The 21,300-nt window shown below is 68.2% G+C and carries 14 protein-coding genes and 1 pseudogene; 12 read left to right on the forward strand and 3 right to left on the reverse strand.

Annotated features, from left to right (window positions below):
- Positions 1 to 223: 223 nt before the first annotated feature.
- Together IE107_RS17000 and IE107_RS17005 are read right to left on the reverse strand one after the other, a co-directional pair.
- Entirely contained in the window at positions 224 to 2,374 is a 2,151-nt protein-coding gene (locus tag IE107_RS17000; RefSeq protein WP_229867006.1) for a DUF6351 family protein, read from the reverse strand.
- A gap of 224 nt (positions 2,375 to 2,598) precedes the next feature.
- Positions 2,599 to 3,741, reverse strand: coding sequence for a mandelate racemase/muconate lactonizing enzyme family protein (locus IE107_RS17005; RefSeq protein ID WP_189544616.1), 1,143 nt, complete (start codon positions 3,739 to 3,741; stop codon positions 2,599 to 2,601).
- A gap of 235 nt (positions 3,742 to 3,976) precedes the next feature.
- Here IE107_RS17005 and IE107_RS17010 point away from each other — a divergent pair, with 235 nt between their 5' ends.
- The 11 genes from IE107_RS17010 to IE107_RS17060 all read left to right on the forward strand — a co-directional run bounded on the left by IE107_RS17010 (position 3,977) and on the right by IE107_RS17060 (position 20,475).
- On the forward strand, positions 3,977 to 4,978 hold the full coding sequence (locus IE107_RS17010) for a LacI family DNA-binding transcriptional regulator (protein ID WP_189544617.1): 1,002 nt from the start codon (positions 3,977 to 3,979) through the stop codon (positions 4,976 to 4,978).
- A gap of 109 nt (positions 4,979 to 5,087) precedes the next feature.
- The gene (locus IE107_RS17015) at positions 5,088 to 6,428 is read left to right on the forward strand and encodes an ABC transporter substrate-binding protein (RefSeq protein ID WP_189544618.1); all 1,341 of its coding nucleotides are present in this window, start codon (positions 5,088 to 5,090) and stop codon (positions 6,426 to 6,428) included.
- 6 nt (positions 6,429 to 6,434) lie between these two features.
- Positions 6,435 to 7,385, forward strand: coding sequence for a carbohydrate ABC transporter permease (locus IE107_RS17020; RefSeq protein WP_189544619.1), 951 nt, complete (start codon positions 6,435 to 6,437; stop codon positions 7,383 to 7,385).
- Positions 7,382 to 8,260 (forward strand): carbohydrate ABC transporter permease, encoded by an 879-nt coding sequence (locus tag IE107_RS17025; protein WP_189544620.1) that lies wholly within the window; start codon positions 7,382 to 7,384, stop codon positions 8,258 to 8,260. Before IE107_RS17020 ends, IE107_RS17025 begins: the two co-directional genes overlap by 4 nt.
- A gap of 103 nt (positions 8,261 to 8,363) precedes the next feature.
- A complete protein-coding gene (locus IE107_RS17030) occupies positions 8,364 to 10,655 on the forward strand; it encodes a hypothetical protein (RefSeq protein ID WP_189544621.1) in 2,292 nt (763 codons plus the stop codon).
- 12 nt (positions 10,656 to 10,667) lie between these two features.
- Complete coding sequence (locus IE107_RS17035) at positions 10,668 to 12,890, forward strand: FAD-dependent oxidoreductase (protein ID WP_189544622.1); 2,223 nt, start codon at positions 10,668 to 10,670, stop codon at positions 12,888 to 12,890.
- A gap of 26 nt (positions 12,891 to 12,916) precedes the next feature.
- Positions 12,917 to 13,783 (forward strand): NAD-dependent epimerase/dehydratase family protein, encoded by an 867-nt coding sequence (locus IE107_RS17040; RefSeq protein ID WP_229867007.1) that lies wholly within the window; start codon positions 12,917 to 12,919, stop codon positions 13,781 to 13,783.
- 259 nt (positions 13,784 to 14,042) lie between these two features.
- Complete coding sequence (locus IE107_RS17045) at positions 14,043 to 15,719, forward strand: phosphorylase family protein (protein ID WP_189544623.1); 1,677 nt, start codon at positions 14,043 to 14,045, stop codon at positions 15,717 to 15,719.
- A gap of 12 nt (positions 15,720 to 15,731) precedes the next feature.
- Positions 15,732 to 18,737 carry a DEAD/DEAH box helicase gene (locus IE107_RS17050; protein WP_189544624.1) on the forward strand — a complete coding sequence of 1,002 codons (3,006 nt, stop codon included), beginning with the start codon at positions 15,732 to 15,734 and terminating at the stop codon, positions 18,735 to 18,737.
- The gene (locus IE107_RS17055; RefSeq protein ID WP_189544625.1) at positions 18,734 to 19,951 is read left to right on the forward strand and encodes a hypothetical protein; all 1,218 of its coding nucleotides are present in this window, start codon (positions 18,734 to 18,736) and stop codon (positions 19,949 to 19,951) included. The genes IE107_RS17050 and IE107_RS17055 overlap by 4 nt, the downstream gene beginning before the upstream one ends.
- Positions 19,948 to 20,475: a hypothetical protein gene (locus IE107_RS17060; RefSeq protein ID WP_189544626.1), complete on the forward strand. Its 528-nt coding sequence runs from the start codon at positions 19,948 to 19,950 to the stop codon at positions 20,473 to 20,475. Before IE107_RS17055 ends, IE107_RS17060 begins: the two co-directional genes overlap by 4 nt.
- Here IE107_RS17060 and IE107_RS17065 read toward each other — a convergent pair.
- A pseudogene (locus tag IE107_RS17065) lies at positions 20,426 to 20,832 on the reverse strand (DUF2399 domain-containing protein). The gene IE107_RS17060 and the pseudogene IE107_RS17065 overlap by 50 nt on opposite strands.
- Here IE107_RS17065 and IE107_RS17070 point away from each other — a divergent pair.
- On the forward strand, positions 20,813 to 21,295 hold the full coding sequence (locus IE107_RS17070; RefSeq protein WP_189544733.1) for a hypothetical protein: 483 nt from the start codon (positions 20,813 to 20,815) through the stop codon (positions 21,293 to 21,295). The pseudogene IE107_RS17065 and the gene IE107_RS17070 sit on opposite strands and share 20 nt — an antisense overlap.
- Positions 21,296 to 21,300 lie beyond the last annotated feature (5 nt).

A 21,300-nucleotide genomic window follows, 5' to 3' on the forward strand; every position in this document is an offset into this window, starting at 1 on the left:
CCCCGTGCACCTCTGTCGCCACGGGCCTGTGTACCTGTCCTGCACACAAACTAGCCGCAGGGCGGTACGGCAGAGCAAAGCGGGTGACATACACGGAGCCCAGGGCGACGCTTCAGCGGCCCGGAAGCTGGTGCCGACCTGGGAACGCGGTAACTCCACCACCACTCACACCCGAGCGCAAGGTCGCACCGCCCCCAGTTCTGGCTCACTTGCCGCGCTCCTGTCACTTCCGGTCGAAGGAGAGCCATGTACCGGCGAGGTCCTGCTGACCCACCCCGGGCCTGGACCAGTCGCAGACACCGTCCCGGAAGATCGCCTTCAGCTCCTTGAACTGACCGTCGGTCACCGGCACTCGGTAGTCGGAGCGGATCACGGGACGCTTGCGGCACTTGACGATGTCGTTGGCCACATCGGCTCCAGCGACCATGCGCGGCGATGTCCACACCGGGTAGAGGGTGTTGCACTCGGTGTTGCCGATGCCCTCGACCTGGGGCTCCGCGATCTTCTTCGCACCGATGCCACGGGTCCAGCAGGCGTCCGTGAGACCCTGCGGCCGGTGGCGGACGATCTTCTCGATGGGGGCGTCTTTGCCGGAGTCTCCCTTGATGCCGGTGAGCCACTGGTCCATGTCGGACAGCATCCCGGCGAGAGTGAAACCGTGCCCGTCGGAGCGGGTGAGCATGACCTGGTTGGCGTGGGTGCCGTTGGCCTTGTCCAAGCGCGCCCGGGTCGAGAAGGAGTGGAAGCGCATGTGCATGTCGCCGGCCGACGCGTCATCCGTGTAGTCGCGGTAGTCGATGATGGGAACGTCGGCGAGGCCGCCACCGCCGCTCAGCATGCGGCCCGTGCGGTAGGCCGTCCGTACCGCTTTGAGATCGGCGACGGTGCGTCCCGTGGCGGGCCTGGCGTCGTCGTCGAGGCCGCCGATGCGCCGGTTCAGGTCGATGAACTGGTCCATGTCGATGGTCCCGTTGTTCAGGGCCTCAAGTCCGTACTGGATACCGGTGTTGTCGAGCGGCCTTCGCGCCTTCCCCGTCGCCGGTACCTCGCCGTAGACGTTCACGGTGTGGCTGTAGACGTCACAGCGGGCACCGTTCGGGTTGGTGTCGGGGTCGTAGCGCTGCCCCTCGGGCAGCTGGGGCGGGCAGAACACCGTAGGGTCGATACGGCCGCCGGCCCGGGCCAGGCTGCCGATGCTCTCCCACTTGCCGAACCCGGAGACCGCCTTCTGCTGCTCCTTGGTGAACGCGTCCGGTGCGACGTCCTTGAAGTAGTGGTTCAGGAGCTGGGCGTCGCTGAGCGTCTGAATCGTCCCGAAGCCGACATCGGGGAAGCTGCAGCCGGAGAGGATACCGTCCAGCAGGCCCGGGTAGTTGTCGGCGATCTGGTGGGTCTGGTACGAGCCGCCGGAACAGCCGTTTCCGATGGTGAAGGCCGGGTCGCCGTACGTCTCCACGAAGCGCTCCTTGACCATGCTCATGGTCTCGGCGGCCAGCAGGTCGTTGCAGTTGTTGCCGAAGACGTTCAGCGTGGACGAAGCGACGCCGTAGCCCTTGCTCAGATACGTGTCGTTCATGATGCCGACGGTTTTGCGGCCCTGGACGTACCAGCCGCCGTTACAGCCCCCGCCGAAACCGTACACGAGGCGCCCGTTCCAGCCCGGCCCACGCTGCAGCGGGTCGGGGGTGCCGGACTTCGGGTCGTGCAGCACGGCTGTCTCGTAGATGCCGCGGTTGATGGTGCCGGTCTCTACACGGACGATGTACGGCACCTTCTTGCCCGCGCTCGTCGTGGCGGTCGCCAGGTCGGCGGGAAGGACGTTCTCGTCGGGCAGCGGAACGAACTTGCCGGCCGTGGTGCGATACATGTAATGGACGCGGGTCTTGACCGAGCAGTCCTTGTCGATCGGCTGCCCGAGGGTGCCGCCGGTGACCGTCTTGAACTCGGCGGTGTCACAGACGAACGGCTGCTCGTGCGGCCCGGCGAACACCGGCCCCGTGATGGGGTGGTTCTTCAGGGTCAGTTGTCCGGCGTCCGCGCCCTGAGCCCTGGCCGTGAGCCTGTTGTCGCCCTTGGACAGCTCCTTCACCACGCCCATCAGCGCGTTGTCGCCGTAAGGCCGGAAGCTCGAGGTCACGTCCCGGCCCTCTACCTGGACCCGGACTTTGTCGGCCGCTATGGAGGCGGGCAACTCCACACGGATCAGGGCGTCGTCTCCCGACACCGTGCCGGGCCGCGACGACACGGCCGTCACCTGCAGCTTCTCGCGTTCCTGGCTGCCGGCCGGCGTCGCCGACGCGCCCACCAGCACGCCCATGAACGCTATGCCGACAAGGCCCAGTTCGACCGGCCTCGCGGCTCCTGTGAACGACACGACGGAACTCGCCTCACTTCCTGGAGTCGGAAATTCGTGCTCAGTGCACGGACGCGGGCCGTGGGCCCGCCAGGACGGTGGTGCGAATGTCCCGTTGTCCTGGTGTGCGGCTTCCCAGCCAGTAGCTGGAAGAGGCCCGCTCCCTGTCCGGTCCCGGATGGGACAAGGGTTGTACGCTGTCCATTCCGCGGGGCGGGCGCGCACGGTCGACCGGCCCTGTCCGGCTACCAGTTGGTGAACGCCCCGTCCGCCGTACGCAATTGCGGGCGCTCGGCCGCCGCTGCCTGGTACCGACGCGCCGCCTGCCGGTCGATGTCGACGCCGATGCCGGGCAGTTCGCTCAGCTCCACCCGCCCCGGCGAGATCGTCGGCCGCGCGGTGAAAAGGGCGGCGATGGCCGGCTCGGGGTCGGTCTGGTGCTCCTGGATCGCCACATTGGGGCAGGCCAGGTTGAGTTGGAGCGAGGAAGCGGCGGTGACCGGGCCGAGCGGGTTGTGGGTGGCGAGCTTGATGTGGTGGGTCTCCGCCATCGCCGCGATCTTCTTCGCCTCGGTCAGACCCGCGGCCACCCCGAGGTCCACGCGCGCGTAATCGATGAGGTCGTCCTCGATGAGTGTCCTGAACTCCCATTTGGATCCGTATTGTTCACCGGCGGCCAGCGGTACACCGGTGCGGGCCCGCAGCATGCGGTAGCTGTCCGGGTTCTCACAGCGCAGTGGGTCCTCGACGAAGAACGGGCGGGCCGCCTCGATCTCCCGGCACAGGGTCAGCGCCTCCGGCGGATCCAGGCGCGTATGGACGTCGATGATCAACTCCACCTCGTCGCCGACCGCATCCCGCACCTGGTGGAAGAGGTCGACCGAGTCGCGCAGGCAGCGGCGCGCGTCAAGCGTGCCGTCCGCGTCGTGCGGCGAGGCGAACCGCAGATGACGCCAGCCCTCCGCGACCAGGTCGCGACAGCGGTCCAGGAACCACGCGCGGTCGTGGTAACCGTCGCCGACATGCACATAGGCGGGTACGTGATCACGCACCCGGCCGCCGAGGAGCTCATGCACCGGCACGCCGAGCACCTTGCCGCGGATGTCCCAAAGGGCCACGTCCACCGCTGCGACGGCAGCGCCGAGTATGCGGTCGGCGGGGAAGAACCCGCGCCGGAACATCACCTGCCAGAGGTGCTCGATCCGTCGCGGGTCCTCGCCGACGATCAGCTCCGCAAGGTGCTCGAGACCGCCCGCGACCGCCCGTTGACGCGATCTGATGCCGACCTCGCCCAGGCCGTGGATGCCTTCGTCGGTGTCGACCACGACCAGCATCATGCTGTCGCCGTGGTCGGGAAGAGTCAGCACTTCCAGGCCGGTGATCTTCATTCCACTCCTCTATGAAAACGTTCCCGCAATTTCAGTGCCGTTCTTGAGAACACATCATCGGCAGCAGTCGAGCCGAAGCGCAAGCCCCGTGCATCCAGCAGGTTTTACTCGATGAAATAGCCCTGACACATGTCTTGACACATCATGGGAACGTTCGCAAACATCAACCGCATTCGCAGGATCCAGATGCGAGACGACCGGGGTCCCCCGGCTCAAGACGACGAGGAGGCCGTCCGTGGCAGTCACGATCCGGGAGGTGGCGAGCGCCGCGGGCGTCTCGGTGTCGACGGTGTCCCGCGCGTTCACCGCACCCGACCAGGTGCAGTCGACGACCCGGCAGCGCATCCTCGACGCCGCGGCCGAGCTCGGCTACTCCCCCAACCCGGCGGCCCGTTCACTGCGCGGCGGCGGCACCGGAACGCTCGGTCTGATCGTCCCGGACATCGCCAACCCGTTCTTCCCGCCGATCATCAAGGCGATGCAGGCCCGCGCACGACGCCTGGGCTACACGGTCCTGGTCTCCGACAGCGACGAGCGCGAGGCGGATGAGCTGGCCACCATCGCGGCCGTGTCGAAGCGGGTCGACGGCCTGATCCTGTGGGCCTCCACCCTCACGGAGAACCGGCTCCATGAACTCGCGGACCAGATGCCGCTGGTAGTGGTGAACCGTCATGTGCCGGGCATCCCGGAAGTCCGGATCTCACTGTCCGCCGGCATCACGCAGGCCGCCGAGCACTTGAAGGCGTACGGCCATCGGCGCTGCGTCTTCATCAACGCGTCGCGCGCCGAGCTGAGCCGCGGCAAGTCCATCCAGGAGTCCTTCGAGGCGCTCGACCTCTCTTTGTCCGAACTCGGACCGTACGAACCGCGGTTCGAGACAGGCGTGCACGCCGCGACCCTCGTCGCCGCCCATGAGGCGACGGCCGTGATCGCCCACAACGACCTGGTCGCCCTCGGCGTGCTGCACCAGATGGCGAACCTCGGCGTGAGCGTGCCGCGCGACGTCAGCGTCATCGGCATAGACGACACGCTGCTCGCCTCCGTATCCACTCCCGGCCTGACCACGATCAGGATCGACCCCGAGGAGATCGCCACACATGCGGGGGACCTCCTGATCGAGACGATCACGCAAACCACGGGTCGCATTGGCAGTGGAGTTGACGCCAGTTCCCCCTTCGTGGAGATCGGCTCCCGCCTGATCCCCCGCGCCTCGACGGGCCCCGCACCCACCCACTGATCCACCACGCACACCACCACTGCCGACAAGGCACCGCACCGAGCCCACCCCTGCCCTTCTTGGAGCCGTTATGCCCAGAAACTCCCGCTGTGCGGCCATACTTGGCTGCATGGCGCTGACCGCGACCGTCGCGGGCTGTTCCTCCCTCACCCCGAGCAGCGCCGGAGGGGACGGTGATCTCGTACTGCGGGTGCAGGGCATGCCACCGGCCACCGACAAGCCGGGGGTCGCCCTGTTCAAGAAGCAGGTGGCCGACTTCGAGAAGGCCAACCCGGGCATCAAGGTCAAGGGTTCGACCACGGTCTTCGACCCGTTGACGTTCTCCGCGAAGCTGTCCGGCGGCAATGTCGAGGACGTCATCAAGGTGCCGCTGACCGAGCCGCAGCGGCTCATCCAGCAGAAGCAGGTGCAGCCGATCACCGGGCAGCTCAAGGAGTGGAAGCACTTCAAGGAGTTCAACCCGCAGGTCCTCCAGCCGTTGACCGACAGCGCCGGCGACGTGTACGGCGTACCGCAGAATCCGTACGCCCAGGGCCTGGTCTACAACCGCGAGCTCTTCGCGAAGGCCGGCCTCGACCCGGACAGACCGCCGGCCACCTGGGAGGAGGTCCGCGCCGCCGCCAAGAGGATCAGCGACAGGACCGGCAAGGCGGGCTTCGTCCACGAGTCCAAGGACAACCAGGGCGGCTGGCAGCTGGCGATGCTGTCCTACGCCTTCGGTGGCGAGTTGGAGAAGGAGCAGGGCGGCAAGTACACCGCCACACTCACCGGGGAGCCGACGAAGAAAGCGTTGCGGCTGCTCAAGGACATGCGCTGGAAGGACGACTCGCTCGGCAAAACCCTGCTCAACAATCAGAACGACGTGATCAAGCAGTTCGCAGCCGGGCAGGTCGGCATGTTCATGGGCAGCCCGGGGACGTACCGACTGGCGAAGATGCAGTTCGGCATGGAGAACACCGACGCCTTCGGAGCGGCCCCGATGCCGCAGTCCGGCGGCGACGCGACACTCACCGGCGGCGACATCTACATGGTCCCGAAGTCGGCCGACAAGAAGCATGCGGCAGCCGCCGTGGAGTGGCTGACCTTTGTCTACGCCAAGCCGCAATACAGCACCGACATCGCCGCCGAGCAGGCCAAGGCGCTCTCTGCCGACCCGAAGTCCGCGGTGGGCGTGCCGACGCTGCCGGTCTTCGACAAGAAACGGCAGTCCGAGATCGACGCCGCGATCAAGCCCTACATCAATGTGAAGCTGCAGAACTTCAAGCCGTACGTCGATGGTCTCTCCACGCTGAAGCTGAAGCCGGAGCCGCCGTACCAGGCGCAGAAGCTGTACACCGCGCTCGACCCGGTGGTCCAGGCGGTGCTCACCGAGCGCGACGCCGACATCGACGCCTTGCTGGCCTCGGCCGAGAAGGACGTCAATGCCAAGCTCGCCGCGGACCAGAAGTAGCCAGCCATGGCCCTGATCACTCCGTCCCGGCGCCCGGCCGCTGTGTCCAAGAAGCCCGCGCCACCGCCCCGGCCGCAGGCGCGGCGTGGCACCGGCGTCCGCAAGCAGCTCACCGCCTGGCTGTTCCTCGTCCCCGCGCTGCTGGTCTTCGGGCTCTTCGCCTGGTGGCCGATCGTGCGCAGCCTGCTGATCAGCTTCCAGAAGACCAACCTGGTCGAGCCCGCGGTCTGGGTCGGCCTGGACAACTTCCGTACGCTGTTCGACGATCCGCTGCTCGGCACCGCCGTCGGGAACACCCTGTTCTTCGTGGGCCTCGGACTGCTGATCGGCTTCCCGGCGCCACTGGTCCTGGCCGCGATCATGTCGACGGTACGGCGCGGCGCGGGCGTCTACCGCTTCCTGGTGTATCTGCCGGTGGTCATCCCGCCGGTGGTGGCGATCCTGCTCTGGAAGTGGTTCTACGATCCCGGGAGCGGGCTCTTCAACAACGTTCTCGGCAAGATCGGGCTCGGCCCGTACTCGTGGCTGGAGTCCTCCGACAGCGCCATGCTCTCGCTGGTCCTGGAGGCCACCTGGGCGGGCATGGGCGGTGCCGTCCTGATCTACCTCGCGGCGATGGTCGGCATCCCCGGCGAACTCTATGAGGCCGCCGAGGTGGACGGCGCCGGGATCTGGCGGCGGATCTGGCATGTGATGCTGCCCCAGCTGCGGTCCGTCATCGGACTGTTGCTGCTCGTCCAGCTGATCAACACGGTGCAGGTCTTCACCGAGCCGTACGTCTTCACCGGCGGCGGACCCGAGAACTCCACCCTCACGGTCCTGCTGCTGATCTTCCGGTACGCCTTCCAGGACGGCGAGTACGGTCTGGCCGCCGCGCTCTCCTTCCTGATGGTGCTCACCCTCGCCCTGCTCTCCGCGGTGTATCTGCGGGCCACCCGCAGCTGGAGCACGTCATGACCACGCTCACCACCTTCGTCTCCACGAGCGACCGCCAGCGCCCCGGCGTGCGCGCCGCAGTCCGTTCCATCCAGGTGTTCACCCTGATCCTGCTGCTGCTCATCGGCATCGGACCGCTGTACTGGATGGTCAAGGGCGCGGTCTCACCGCCCACCGAGCTCACCACTCAGCCGCTGGCCCTCTGGCCGGACCGGCCGGCCCTGGGCAACTTCTCGACGGCGTACACCGATCTGAGTGTCGGCCGCTATCTGATGAACACCTTCCTGGTGGTCGGCGGCTCGTGGTTCGTGCAGCTCTTCGTCTCGGCCACGGCGGGCTTCGCCCTCTCGGTGCTCAGGCCGAGGTTCGGCAGGGCCGTCTACGGGGCGATCCTCGCCACGATGTTCGTGCCATACACGGTGAACATGGTCAGCCTCTTCATGACCGTGATCGATCTGCCGTTCCTGCACCTCAACCTGGGCGACACCTACTGGGCGATCTGGCTGCCGGCCGGCACGAACGCCTTCACGGTGCTGCTCGCCAAGCAGTTCTTCGACGCTCTGCCGAAGGAGCTGTTCGACGCGGCGCGGGTCGACGGGGCGAGTACCCGGCAACTGCTCACCAAGATCGTGCTGCCCATGAGCAGGCCGGTGCTCGCCGTGATCAGTCTGCTCGCGGTGATGCACTCCTGGAAGGACTTCATCTGGCCGCTGGTGGCCATCACCGACCCCGAGAAGCAGCCGATCAGCGTCGCTCTCGCCCAGCTCACCACGCAGGCTCCGCAGGACCAGCTGATCGCAGCGATGGTGCTCGCCGTCGCCCCGCCGGTGCTCGTCTTCGTCGTCTGCCAGAAGTACATCGTCGCCGGGCTCGGCTTCACCGGAGTCAAGGGCTGAGTTCCACCGGAACCAACGGGCGGGCCCTCAACCCCCCAACGTACCTTCCGCTCCGGATCATTCGGAGCATCCGGAACACCCCAAACAAGAGAAGGGCACCTCCATGTCAGTCGCCCGCCGCAGATTCATCCAGGGCACGGCCGTCGCCACCGGCGCCGCACTGCTGCCGACCGTTCCCGCGTACGCCGCAGACCCGGTCATCATCGAGGCCGACGGCATCACCCTGGTCGGCCGTAGCGACGGCAGCATCCTCGTGCAGGACGGTACGGGTACCGACCGCATCCTGCTCAACCACTTCATGATCAAGGACACCTCGCTCGGCCAGCAGCGCACCTTCGGCGGTACGCCCGCCCGGATCACGCTCCCCGACGGGCGGCCCGCGATTCAGGTCACGTACACGATGGCGAGCAGCGTGTCCGGAGTCACGGTGCGCGGCACCTTCGACGTCACCCCTCACAGGGCACACATGAAGTGGGAGGTCAGCGGCTCCAGCACGCTCACACCGGCCGGCTTCATGTTCTCCCGCACGGTATACGAAGCGAGCGCGGCGGAGTCGTACGAAGCGCTGACCGTCTGGGAGCGGGACGCCCGGGGCGGCATACCGTACGAGGTGAACGCGGGCGGCGCATACGTGGAGACGTGGGCGGGATCGAAGGGCTATTTCTGCCTCTCGTCCACCAACCCTGCGAGCACGAACGCCACATGGATCCATTCCCCCGGCACCTCGACCGGCGCGAGCTCCGCGGTCACCGAGGCCGATCTGATCCTCGGCGATCTGCGGCCGCGCGGGGCGGGAACGCTCGCTGCCGAGAGGCCCCTCGGCGTGGAGGTGTGGACCGACCAGCCGTTCAACCTCTACAAGGCGGCCGGGCAGACGATGACGCTCAAGGCGCAGGTCGTCAATGGCTCCGCCGCGGCCAGGAAGGTCACCCTGACGTGGTGGGCGCGGGACTTCGGCGGCAAGAAGCTCGCCGGTGGAACGCTCTGCAAGAGCCTCGCGGCGGGCGCCGCCTGGAACGCCTCCTTTCCCGTGACCTCGCCCTCGCAGAACATCGTGTTCACCGAGGTGCAGGCGGTCAGCGGCAGCGACAAGGCGCTGGCCCGCACGAATCTGAGCGTCCTCCCGGAGTTCGCGTACAAGGCGGGCAAGGAGTCGATGTTCGGCCTCGCCAACTACCCCTGGCTCCTCAAGCCCGGCAAGGACGCCGTACTCGGGCTGGTCAGGACCCTCGGCATCAAGTGGATCCGCATCGCCTACGCGGGCGCCCCGGGCATCGACACCGCGACCCTGGACGCGAACGGCATCGGGCACAACGTGGAGCTGAGCGGCATCCCCGTGGGCGGCAGTCCGGAGCAGATCGCGGCCTGGGCCGACACGAATGTCGCCAAGGCCCTGGCCGCCGATGCCGCGTACTTCGAGGTGAGCAACGAGGTCAACCAGCCCTGGATGTCGGGCCGCGGCGCCGACGCCTACGTCCGGGACGGTCTGCGGCAGGTCACCACGCGCCTCGACGCGGCGGGCTCGCGGATGAAGGTCATGAACGCCGGCCTCGGCGGCATGGACTACATATGGACCAAGAACTTCCATGACGCGGGCGGCTGGGACCTCATCGACGCCTTCGCCTTCCACCCCGGTCGCGGCAACTTCACGCCGGACTTCGCACCGCCGCCCGAGGAGTGGACGCAAGGGTCGTCCGGCTCGTACTGGAACTTCCTCGGCGCACTGCGCAAGGCGAACCAGGTCCTTCAGGAGTACGGCGGCGACAAGGAGCTGTGGCTCACCGAGGCGTACGCCCCGACCCGGCCCAACGCGTGGTGGAGCGACACCTACCGGCACGCCGCCGAGAACACGCTGCTCACGCTCGCTCTCGCCAAGTCCGAGAAGGTGCGCGCAGTCAACTGGTACCAGCTGCACGACTCGGTGATCCACCACCCCCAGGAGGCCGACCCGGCCAACCCCGAGTACCACTACGGCCTGATGAACCGCGACACCAGCGCCAAGCCCTCGCTCCTCGCCTTCGCGACCGCCGCCCGGGTCCTGGACGAGGCCGACTTCGTCCGGCATCTCGCCTTCGCGGACCAGGACATCAAGGGGCTCCTCTTCACCACTCCCGGCGGACCGGTGTCGATCATCTGGAGCCGCAAGGACGGGTACATCCTCAACTCCGAGCACGGCGAGGACCCCTGGTACGCATCGCCCGAGCCATGGATCGACACCTGGACGACCAAGACCACGGTCGTGGCCCGCCCGGGGACGGTCAATGGCACGGTTCGGGAGCTGAACTGCATCGGCCAGGAGCGCTCTCTGAAGGCCTCGAGAGGCAAGATCACCCTCACCCTCGACGGCGCCCCGCGCGTCTACTACGGTCTCGCCGCCAATCCCGACTGGAAGTAAGTGACGTACGACATGAGGAATGAAACCGCACGGCACGACATCACCGTCGTCGGCGGCGGCCTGGCCGGGGTCTGCGCGGCAATCGCCGCGGCCCGGCTCGGCCGGAGCGTCGCACTGATCAACAACAGGCCGGTGCTCGGTGGCAACGCGAGCAGCGAGGTCCGGGTATGGGTGTGCGGCGCAACCGGCCACGGCAAGAACCACCACGCCCGTGAGGGCGGCATCATGGGCGAGTTGCTCGTGGAGAACCAGTTCCGCAACCCGGACGGGAACCCTTACTACTGGGATGCCGTGGTCCTGGACGCCGTGCGCGCCGAGCCCGGCATCACGCTCTACCTCAACACCGACGTGCGCGAGGTCGACGCCGAAGGTCCGGACGAGGCCCGGCGGATCACCTCGGTCACCGGCTGGATGATGGGCTCCGAGCGGCGGATACGTTTTGAGAGCTCCCTCTTCCTCGACTGCACGGGAGACGGCCTGATCGGCCACCTGGCGGGCGCCCACCACCGCATCGGCCGGGAATCCCGCGCCGAGTACGACGAGGCATGGGCTCCGGAGACGGCCGACGACATCACCCTGGGCTCAACCCTCCTCTTCTATACGAAGGATGCCGGTCACCCCGTCAAATTCGTGCCGCCGAACTTCGCCAAGGACATCACCCGGACCTCCATCCCGCAGCGCCGCATCATCAAGGCGGGCGACAACGGCTGTGCGTACTGGTGGATCGAGTTCGGCGGCGAGCTCGACACCGTCCACGACAACGAACGCATCCGCGACGAGCTGTGGTCGGTGATCCACGGCATCTGGGACCACATCAAGAACTCCGGTGAGTTCGACGCGGCGAACATGACCCTGGAGTGGGTGGGCTCGGTCCCCGGCAAACGGGAGTACCGGCGCTTCCTCGGCGACTACGTTCTGCACCAGGGCGACATCCTCGGCCAGACCGAGTTCGCCGACCGGGTCGCTTTCGGCGGCTGGTCGATCGACCTGCATCCGCCGCAGGGCATGTACGCCACCGAGTCAGGGGCCAGACAGCTCTACGCGGACGGCATCTACCACATTCCGTACCGCAGCCTCTACTCGGTGAACACCGAGAACCTGCTCTTCGCCGGGCGCAACATCTCCGCCAGCCATGTCGCCTTCGGCTCGACCCGCGTCATGGCGACCTGCGCCACGATCGGCCAGGCGGCCGGCACGGCGGCGGCACTCTGCGCCACCGGGGATGTCACCCCGCGCGCACTCCCCGTACCCGAGCTGCACAGGGCACTGCTGCGCCAGGATGCCTCGCTCATCGGCCTCGCCTCGACGGACCCGGAGGACCTCGCCCTGCGGGCGACGGCCACGGCCTCATCCACCTTGAGCGGCTTGGCAGTCGAGGACTCCGACTTTCGATGGCTGCTCGCGGCGGACGCCGGACTCGTCCTCCCCGCGGACCCGGACCTCTCAGGGGTGGAACTGCTCGTCGACGCCGACCGCGACACCGAGATCGTGATCGATCTGTACGACCCCGAACTCGGCCAGAACTACGTCCCGCGCCGCCTCGTCGCCTCCACCACCCTGCCCGTCACCGCCGGTGCCCGGCAGTGGCTCAAGACGGGCCTGGACTGGTCTCCCGAAACCCCGCGCAACGCCTTCCTGGTCGTCCGCGCCAACGACGCCCTCGCCCTGCACCGCTCCGACCGCCCGACCCCCGGCGTCCTGTGCTTCACGCGCGTCCCGCTGCGCCCGTCGGACGAAGCGCCGCAGTTGCTGCGCGAGTGGACGGACACGGGCCTGCTGCGCCGCACATTCTGCTTCCGCACGGGAGAGACCGCGGCCTACTCCCCCGCCAAGGCCGTCGACGGCTACGCCCGCCCGTACGCGGGACCCCACATGTGGGTCTCCGCACCACTGGCGGACGTCCCTTCCCCCTGGCTCGAGTTGGCCTGGCCCGACCCGGTCAACCTGGGCCGGATCGAAGTCATCGCTGACGACGACGTCAACGAGGACCTGATCAACTTGCACCACCACCGCACACCCTTCGACACCCTTCCCACCCTCCTTCGCGACTACCGCGTCGAGGCGCTGGACACTGACGGCAGCTGGCGCGTCATCGCCCGTGCGGCGCAGAATCGGCGGCGCCGCGAGACGCACACGCCGGCGGAGCCGCTCACCACATCGGCGATCCGGGTCGTCGTCGAAGCCACCAACGGCGCGGCGTCGGCGCACATCGTCGCCGTGCGCGCCTACGAGTAGAAGCACCGACGCAGGAGAGTGACTGGATGGTCGGCAGAGCGATGGTCACCGGGGCCGCCGGGCGGATCGGGCGAGCGGTCCTCGCGCTGCTCGCCGAGCGCGGGATCGAGGCGAACGCCTTGGTCCTCGATGATCCCGGCGATCTCGCGGCGCGCCTGGTCGTGACCGGCGACGCCGCCGACGCGAAGACCGTGCGGGCGGCTCTGGAGGGCGCCGACGCGGTCATCCACCTGGCAGCGATCCCGACTCCCGAGCGCAACACCGCATTTGAGGTCTTCTCGGGCAACAGCCTCTCCACCTTCACCGTCCTGGAGGAGGCCGGCCGGGCCGGGATCCGGCATGCGGCGGTGGCGAGCTCCTGGGGTGTCACGGGCCTGCCGTGGACGGACGTCGAGGATCCGCACCCGCCGTACGCACCGGTCGATGAGGCGATGGCCTCCCAGGTGGCCGACGCTTACGGCCTCTCCAAACAGGTCGACGAGCTGACAGCGCAGATGATGGCGCGGCGGCACGGGATGAGCGTGGTGTGCCTGCGCTATCCGTACGTGGGCGGATTCGAGGAACGGCTGCACGCGCACGCCGCCCGGCTCACGGCCGACCCGGCCGCGGGGGCAAGGGACCTGTGGACGTACCTGGAGGTCCATGACGCGGCGAGGGCCGCGCTGCTGGCCTTGGACGTACCCGGTCGTGCGGCGCACGCGGTACACCTCTGCGCCCCCGAGATCATCGTGCCGTACCCGACGGAAGAGCTGCTGCGCCGCTACCACCCCACCACCGTGCTGCGGCACCCGCTGCCGGGTCGCGCGGCGCCGGTCGACACCTCGGCCGCGCGCAGGCTGCTCGGATTCACGGCACGGAATCTCCTCGGTCGCGGAGCGGCCAACCCGAGTTGAACCCTCGACTCCGTCAGCCTCCCTTGGGGCAACCGTCGACGAGGCGCTGGATTGGCTCGTTCCTTACTGTTCCGGCAGCGGGCGTCATCAGGCGAGACCGACTCACGAATACGCTTCGACGGGCCAGGCCGGAGTGCTCGGTCTTGCTGCTTCCCACGCTGAACGGGACGACAGCCGGGAGTGATGAGGTTCAGTCTCAGACCTGTGAAGGTGAGGGTTTCTGTTGGGGGGAGCGAGCAGGCGACGACCCACTGTGGTTGTGCTCACTGCTTTGCAGGTGGAATACGAGGCGGTGCGCCAGCGCATGGTGGACGTCCACGAGGTCGAACTGCCACAAGGCACCCTTCTCGACGTCGGCCGGATGCCGGGCCTCAACTGGGAGGTGGCGCTGGCGGAGACGGGCCCCACCAACACCCGTGCGGCCCTCGTCGCGCAGTCCACGATCGAGCACTTCGACGCCGAGGCTGTGCTGTTCGTCGGCGTCGCCGGTGCTCTCAGGGACGATATCCACCTCGGTGACGTCGTCGTCGCCAGCAAGGTTCACGGCTATCACGGTGGACGCGAGAGCGTGGACGGATTCGCCGCCCGCCCTGACACCTGGTCACCGGAGCACGGCATGGACCAGCTGGTACGCTCCGCCCGTCGCAACGAACCCTGGGCCTATCTCCGCCCGGACACCCGCCTCTCCACATCACCCAAGGTTCATTTCGAGCCGATCGCGTCAGGCGACGTGCTGCTCGGCTTCCGCGACTCCGAGACGGCCCGACGGATCCGCCGGCACTACAACGACGCGGTGGCCGTCGACATGGAGAGCCACGGCGTCACCCACGCGACCAGGATGAACAGCGCGGTGCGGGCCCTGTCCATCCGCGGCATCAGCGACTTCGCCGGCCCGGACAAGCCCACACGCGACGCCACGGGCTCGCAGGAGACTGCGGCGCGGCACGCCGCCGCCTTCGCCATGCGGGTGCTGCGCGACCTGCGCCCGAAACGGCAGGTTGCCCAGGAGCCGCACAGCGCACCCGCCGTGGTCGTGGTGTCCGCCCCCGACCGCTCCCCCGAGCCGGCCGCCTGGAACAGCCGGCCCGTCGTCGATGTCGCGGGACAGCAGTACCTGCTGTACGAAAACCCCGGTGATCTCGTTCACGAGTCGCGGGACGGCGACGTGCTGCGACGTCAGGCAGTGGCACGCGTGGTGCCCGACGAAGGTGGTCGCGGCACCTACGCCTGGCTGCGCCAGGTCGAACGGACAGGGCCGCTTCCCGCCCCGAACCAATTCGACCCGCTGGCCGCGCTCGAACAGGAAGCCGAGCTGTGCCACAGGCTCCGTGGCCCCGACGTCGTACAGCTGACCCGCAGCGGGAAGACCTCCACGCTCGCCCTGGCCTGGCCGGGCGACGCGAAGCTCGGCAGCCCCATGGGAACTGTCCATGAACTGCTGCCCGAGTCGCCGACGCCGACGGACCCGCATCGCCTGTGGTCCATCGTGAGAGGGCTCGCCGACGTGGCCCACGTTCTCGAACGGTTGAGCGGCGCGGGCTTCTCGCACCGTGCGCTCCGGCCGACCGCGGTCGTCATGCACCGGCCCCAGATGGTGCTGCGCGACTTCGGTCTGGCCACGGTGCCGCCCCGCCCGGGCGAGAACGCCGGGCCCTACCAGGCACCCGAGCAGCGGCACGGCTCCCGTGGCCGCCCCGGGCCGGCCACCGACGTCTACCAGCTGGGCGCGCTGCTCCACCGCGCGTTGACCGGCCGTATCCCCGACCCCGGGCTGCCTGCCTACCGCGGCTCGGACTCCGTACCGGACAGTCTCGTCCACGCGGTCGCCGGTGCGCTGCGGGAGGATCCGGGGGCCCGCCCGGAGGCGCGTACACTCCGCCTCGCTCTGCTCTCCGCCGCACGCGAGCTGGCATCCGTCCCGCCGCCCCAGCGCTGAGGAGCGCCGCCGATGCCCGTCACCACCATCACCTTGCGCGCCCCGCTGGTTCTCGTACCCGGCTTCGGTCTCGACGAGCAGCTTCGCTCGAAGGCCGAGTCCAGCGCCGGTCTGCCACCGGACGCCGCACAGATCGTTCACGACCTGAACCAGCTGGAAGCCGGCGTGGCCGTGAGCGTCAACCCGGCTGGCGGCAAGTACAAACCGTCCTTGCTGGTACATACACGCGCATACCGGATACGCCTCGAAGCGACGAACCGAGGGACCGGCTACCTCGTCAAGCACATCGATCCACTGCGCCTCACCGACCACGCGCGACTCGCCAGGTCCTGCCTTGTGGTGCGCCCGCCCGTATGGCACATGGTGTTTGAGCTGCGGGCTGTACCTACGGGCTCGGACGCCCAGTGGCAGGTCCTCGAACAGGCTTGGCAGCGTCTCGGTCAGGCGCGGGCGGACCTGCTGGAAGTCCAGTCCACCGGCGATGCCCAGTCGGATTTTCTCGACTCGGTGGACCGCCTCATCGACGCCACCGAAGAGATCACCACCCGGGAGGCACGCCAAGCCGCCCCCTTCCCGTATCAGAGCTTCACGGCCACTGGTGGCAAGCGCGGCAGAGCCCCGCAGTCCGTCTACGAATTCGAGCTCATCGGACCGGAGCTGCCGCCGTCCGGCGCCTTCGTCCGCATTCAGGGCGACACGGAGACCCGTGGCAAAGTGGGCCGGGCAACGGGCCGGTGCGTCACCGTCCGATTCGATCAGCCCGCGTCATGGGACCGGCTGCCGACGCGCGGCGCTCTGGAGCTCATCCCCAGCAATGTGATCTTCAACAAGCAGCGGCAGGCCGTGGCGAGCCTCCGCGCACGCGATTCCAAGAACACTGGCCTCCTCCCTGCCGTGGTCGAACACCAGGTGCGCCCGATCCCGGCGACTGGCGCGCAACCGCACCAGGAACTCGACCCCGAACAACTCCAGGCGTTTCGCAAGGCGTTGACCACCGAGGACCTGCTGGTGGTGCTCGGCCCGCCCGGCACGGGCAAGACCCGGACCATCACGGAGATCGCCCACACCGCCGCAACCACGTCCGCCGCGGACAGCGGCCGAGTGCTTGTCACGTCCCACACCAACCGCGCCGTGGACAACGTGTTGGCCCGGCTCCCGCAAGATCTCGTGGTGATCCGGGTCGGGGACGAGAGCAAGGTTCACGCCGACGTCAAACCGCTACTCCTGGAGGAACAGTCGGAGAGCCTCTCCGAAGAGATCCAGCACGCAATGGCCCAGCGTACGCAGGCCTACCAGGAGGCAGCAGCCGTAGAACCGTGGACAGCCGAGCTCGCCACGCGCGTTCAGCAGGTCGACAGCCACGCCGAGGAGGCGCGGACCGCGGACCTGCGCCTGCGCGCGGCGATCCGGGCCGCGGCCGCACCGGCCCAGGAGCATTTGGCGGCGCTCCGGCTCGAGGAACAACAACGGCGGTCGATCCTGGAGGATCGCACCGAGCGTGCCGAGCGGCTCCGGGCGAAGGCCCACTCCGAACGGCAGCGTTCCAACGCCCTGTTCACCGGTCGTCTGCACCGCACCCGGGCTCGCCGCCGGGAAGAAGAGCTCGCCACCGAGACAGCCGAGATCGAGAAGCTGAACGCGCTCGCCGCCGGCATCCTCCGGCGGACCGAGGCGGCGAGCGCCGAGGCAGAACGCGCGACCCGCGAGGACCCCGCAGTCATCGCCGCCCGAACCACACTTCAGACGGCGGAAGGCCACGTCGCCAAGAGCGTCCAGTCCGCCTACGAGGCAGCCGACACGGCCGTCCACGCGCTGCGCTCGGTCGTGCCGGGCGCGGCGCTGCCGGCTCGCATGCTGGATCCGGCCGATGGGGCGACCGCGCTGCGTGCCCTGCACGGGCAGTTGAAGGACTGGCTCCCGGTCCTTTCGCGACGCCAGGAACTGACCCAGCAGTGGCGAGCCGCCATCGGCCAGGACCCGGGGCAGCTGGTGCCCGAACTCGTCCGCTACGCCCAGGTGGTCGGCGCCACCTGCATCGGCGCCGCATCACGCGCCGAACTGGCCGGCGTCGACTTCGACTTGGGAATCGTCGACGAGGCCGGCCAGATCGGAATCGCGGACACACTGGTGCCGCTGGCCCGGGTCCGCCGTGGTGTCCTGGTCGGCGATGACCGGCAGCTGCCGCCCTTCCGTGATGCCGACGTGGACGAGTGGGCACAGGACATCGGTGATCCCGAACTGATCCGGCTGATGTCACAGAGCGCCTTGGAACGCTTGCGTGCCGGGCTGCCCTCTTCGCATGTCGTGCAGCTGACCCGCCAGCGTCGCATGCCCGCTGAGATCGCCGACTTCATCTCGGCCGCCTTCTACCGGGGAGAACTGCTCACGGAGAAGGACCACAGTCACCGCGATCCCCTGTTCGCGAGCCCGATGGCCTTCGTCGACACTGCCGCGCTGCCCGACCGCGTGCGTCGTGAGTCGGGGCGCGGGCGCACCGAAGGCCGCAGCCGCAAGGGCCCCTTCAACCCCTGCGAAGCGCGCCTTCTGGCCCGGCTCGCCACCTTCTACCACCGCCGCGGCGCCGAGTGGATGGTGATCGTCCCCTACCTCGCTCAGCGACTGGAGGTCGTCCGCTATCTCACCCCGCTGATCGGTGACTCTCAGCTCGCGGATGCTTCGGTCGGCAGCGTCGACTCCTACCAGGGTGGAGAGCGCGACGTCGTCCTGTACGGCTTCACCCGCAGTAATCCGGAGGGCCGGATCGGCTTCCTCAAGGAACTGCGCCGTGCCAACGTCGCCTTCACACGGGCCAAGAGCCAGCTCGTCCTGACCGGCGATCTGAGCACTCTGATGCATGCGGACGATCCAGGATTCCGCACTCTCATCGGCGACCTTCATCAGCATCTGCTCGAACGTGGCGATCTGCGGGACTACCGCGAAGTCATGGCCGCCCTCGACGAAACCGTCCCGGACCTGGGCGATGCCGCCCGCCTGGCCCGGGAAGGAGGCCGGCCATGACCACTGCACCTCGCCTGATGAACTTCCCTGAAGAGCGGGTTCTGGAGGACGCCGCCTTCGGACAGGGCGTCGTGCCCACCCGGCTCTACGCACTGCTGTTGCCGGTGTGGAAGGTGGAGATCCGCGCCGACATCACCGAGGGCGAGGCCTTCTTCCTGATCGACCGATTTTTGGAGCGCGGGCTGCGCCACGGTTCCTTGGACACCGTGGACGAACTCGCGGCGTTCTTCGCACTGGACCGCGCCCTGGTCGCGCAGGCCGTGCGCTTCCTGACCGCGATCGGCCACACCCAGGAAGGGCCCGGGGGCCAGCTGCACCTGACGCCGCTGGGACAGCGCTCCGTGGACGACGACATCCGCTACGTGGTCACCCGCCAGGACCGACGCCAGCTGTACTTCGAGGCCCTGAGCTGTGGCCCGCTGACCCGGGCCCACTACGACGACGAGGTCGTGACGCTGCTGTCCGCCGAAGAGATGGACCGGGCGCAGCGCAGCAAGCACTACCCACGCTTCACACCGGTCGCTGTGGCATCCGGCTTCGACCGCTCAGCCCTCGACCGCCTCAAGAGCCGCAAGGACCGGGCCCGGTTCAACCTCCCCGTCGCGCTGAACGCCGTGGAGTGTCTGAGCGAGACACTCCTCTTCCTGCCCGTCTACCTGGTGCGTGGCCGGGAGCGGCTTCTGGTCTACGGCCAGGCCGAGGCGGGGACAGCACACGACCCGGAGCTCAGTGCGCTTTGCGCCGGTACACCGGAGCTGATCAACGCGCTCGACAACGAGGAGCTGGACACGGAGGCGGACGAGCGCCTCCTGCGGTCCGCCCGGAAGTGGCTCCGCGAGCAGGGCCTCGACGCAGTCGCCCCGGAACAGGACGACGACGGCACCTGGTCGGTCTCTCTGCCTTCCTCCGCCTTCGGCGAGAAGGGGATCCCGGTCTCCCGCATCGGGAGCTATCGCATGGCGGGCAGCCGCTTCTTCCGCGTCTGGTGCCCGGAGGAAACACCACGAAAGCACGCCTTTCTTGACCGACTGGACCAGAGGATGGGCTCACGTCGGCAGGTCACTCGACAGGAAGCGGAAGAACTCATCACTCGCCTGGCCCTCCAACTACGCTTGGAGATCCCCGATGTGTCCCTCGTCCGCAGCGGCGCGGAGAGGAACGGCCTCAGCGGTCTGGAAGCCCAACTGGCTCGTCTGGAGAATGAAAAACTGTGATCGACATCGGCCAACTCCTGCTTGCCGAGTACGAGCAGATCAAGCAGGAGCAACGAGCCAGGATCGGCTTCCGCGACAACCTCATCTACGCCACCCTCGGCGTCATGGCCGCGGTCATCGGCTCCACGCTCGCACGGGGCGGCCACCTCGAAATGTTGCTGCTGCTCCCCCCGTTGTCCGTAGTCCTGGGGTGGACCTACCTGGTCAACGACGAGAAGATTTCCGCCGTCGGCCGGTACATACGCGACGATCTGTCCCCTCGCCTCGCGGAGTTGACGTCAGTCCAGACAGATGTCTTCGGCTGGGAATCCGCACATCGTCGCGACGCACGCCGCGGCTCTCGGAAACGATTCCAGCTCACCGTGGATCTGATGACGTTCTGCGGGGCACCACTTGCGGCACTGGCCGTCTACTGGCTGCTCGGCCCGATACCTTGGCCACTGATGGTGATCTCGCTGGCCGAGACAGCCATGGTCATCGTCCTGGCGGTCCAGGTCGTCCGCTACGCCGAACTCGGGCGCTGAACCAGCCCAGCGGCCATTGCCCCGGGGCAATGGCAGTGAGGTTCTCCAACAGCACATCGGCCATCGGTTCCTCGACCACGGCGGTACCGTACTCAGCCACGGCCTCGGCGGCCAACGCGGGGTCCCACGGCGCTCCGGTGATGCCCTGGGTAGCAGACCGACCGTGTGTGTTGCGGACGTCCGCGGCCCGGTAGTCCGCTGCCGTCATGCTCCAGGGGTGCGCCCGCGTCTTGTCCAGGACGTATGCGGCAATGCGGATGCCCTCGCCATCGAAGACACCGTGGTAGCGAAGAGCAGCACCCCGTCGACGAGTAGGCACAGAAGCTGAATCGCGGCAGTGTTGGGCCAGCCAGACATGCAGACCAGCGGCGGACAGTCGGAGCCGAAGTCGCGCAGGGCAAGGGCCAGGATGCTGGTCGCCACCCTCGCCGTGCTCCGGGCCGCGCTCGGCGACGCAGAACGGGCGTACGCGACGGTCTCCGACGTCTCGGATCCGGACGCCCGTGGACCGGCCCTCGCCGCCGTAGCCGGTCACCTGACCGGAACACCCGTGCTCCTGGACGTGACGGCCGAGGCGGACGACTGGACACTGACGATCCTGTGCACACTCGCGCGCGCACTCTGCCCTGCGCCGCCTGCCGCCCACCCCCTCGTAGGAAGCATGGTCCACAAGGCTCTCGAAACCGACACCTGGTACCGCATCCTGCCGGTGCTGACCCACATCGCTCCGGGGGCGGCCGACGCCGTCCTCGGCGTCGCGGAACAGCACCGCCGAGGAGGGTGGTGTGGGGGCGTGACACGCTCCGCACCGTCGAGGTGAGGAGC

Origin of the sequence: Streptomyces gelaticus (assembly GCF_014649535.1) — a bacterium.
Classification (GTDB): Bacteria; Actinomycetota; Actinomycetes; order Streptomycetales; family Streptomycetaceae; genus Streptomyces; species Streptomyces gelaticus.

What these genes read in the sequence shown, in the direction of transcription:
- IE107_RS17035 (WP_189544622.1), top strand. Translation starts at nt 10,668, where the DNA reads ATGAGGAATGAAACCGCACGGCACGACATCACCGTCGTCGGCGGCGGC.
- IE107_RS17005 (WP_189544616.1), bottom strand. Translation starts at nt 3,741, where the DNA reads ATGAAGATCACCGGCCTGGAAGTGCTGACTCTTCCCGACCACGGCGAC.
- IE107_RS17030 (WP_189544621.1), top strand. Translation starts at nt 8,364, where the DNA reads ATGTCAGTCGCCCGCCGCAGATTCATCCAGGGCACGGCCGTCGCCACC.
- IE107_RS17015 (WP_189544618.1), top strand. Translation starts at nt 5,088, where the DNA reads ATGGCGCTGACCGCGACCGTCGCGGGCTGTTCCTCCCTCACCCCGAGC.
- IE107_RS17055 (WP_189544625.1), top strand. Translation starts at nt 18,734, where the DNA reads ATGACCACTGCACCTCGCCTGATGAACTTCCCTGAAGAGCGGGTTCTG.
- IE107_RS17040 (WP_229867007.1), top strand. Translation starts at nt 12,917, where the DNA reads ATGGTCGGCAGAGCGATGGTCACCGGGGCCGCCGGGCGGATCGGGCGA.
- IE107_RS17025 (WP_189544620.1), top strand. Translation starts at nt 7,382, where the DNA reads ATGACCACGCTCACCACCTTCGTCTCCACGAGCGACCGCCAGCGCCCC.
- IE107_RS17020 (WP_189544619.1), top strand. Translation starts at nt 6,435, where the DNA reads ATGGCCCTGATCACTCCGTCCCGGCGCCCGGCCGCTGTGTCCAAGAAG.
- IE107_RS17050 (WP_189544624.1), top strand. Translation starts at nt 15,732, where the DNA reads ATGCCCGTCACCACCATCACCTTGCGCGCCCCGCTGGTTCTCGTACCC.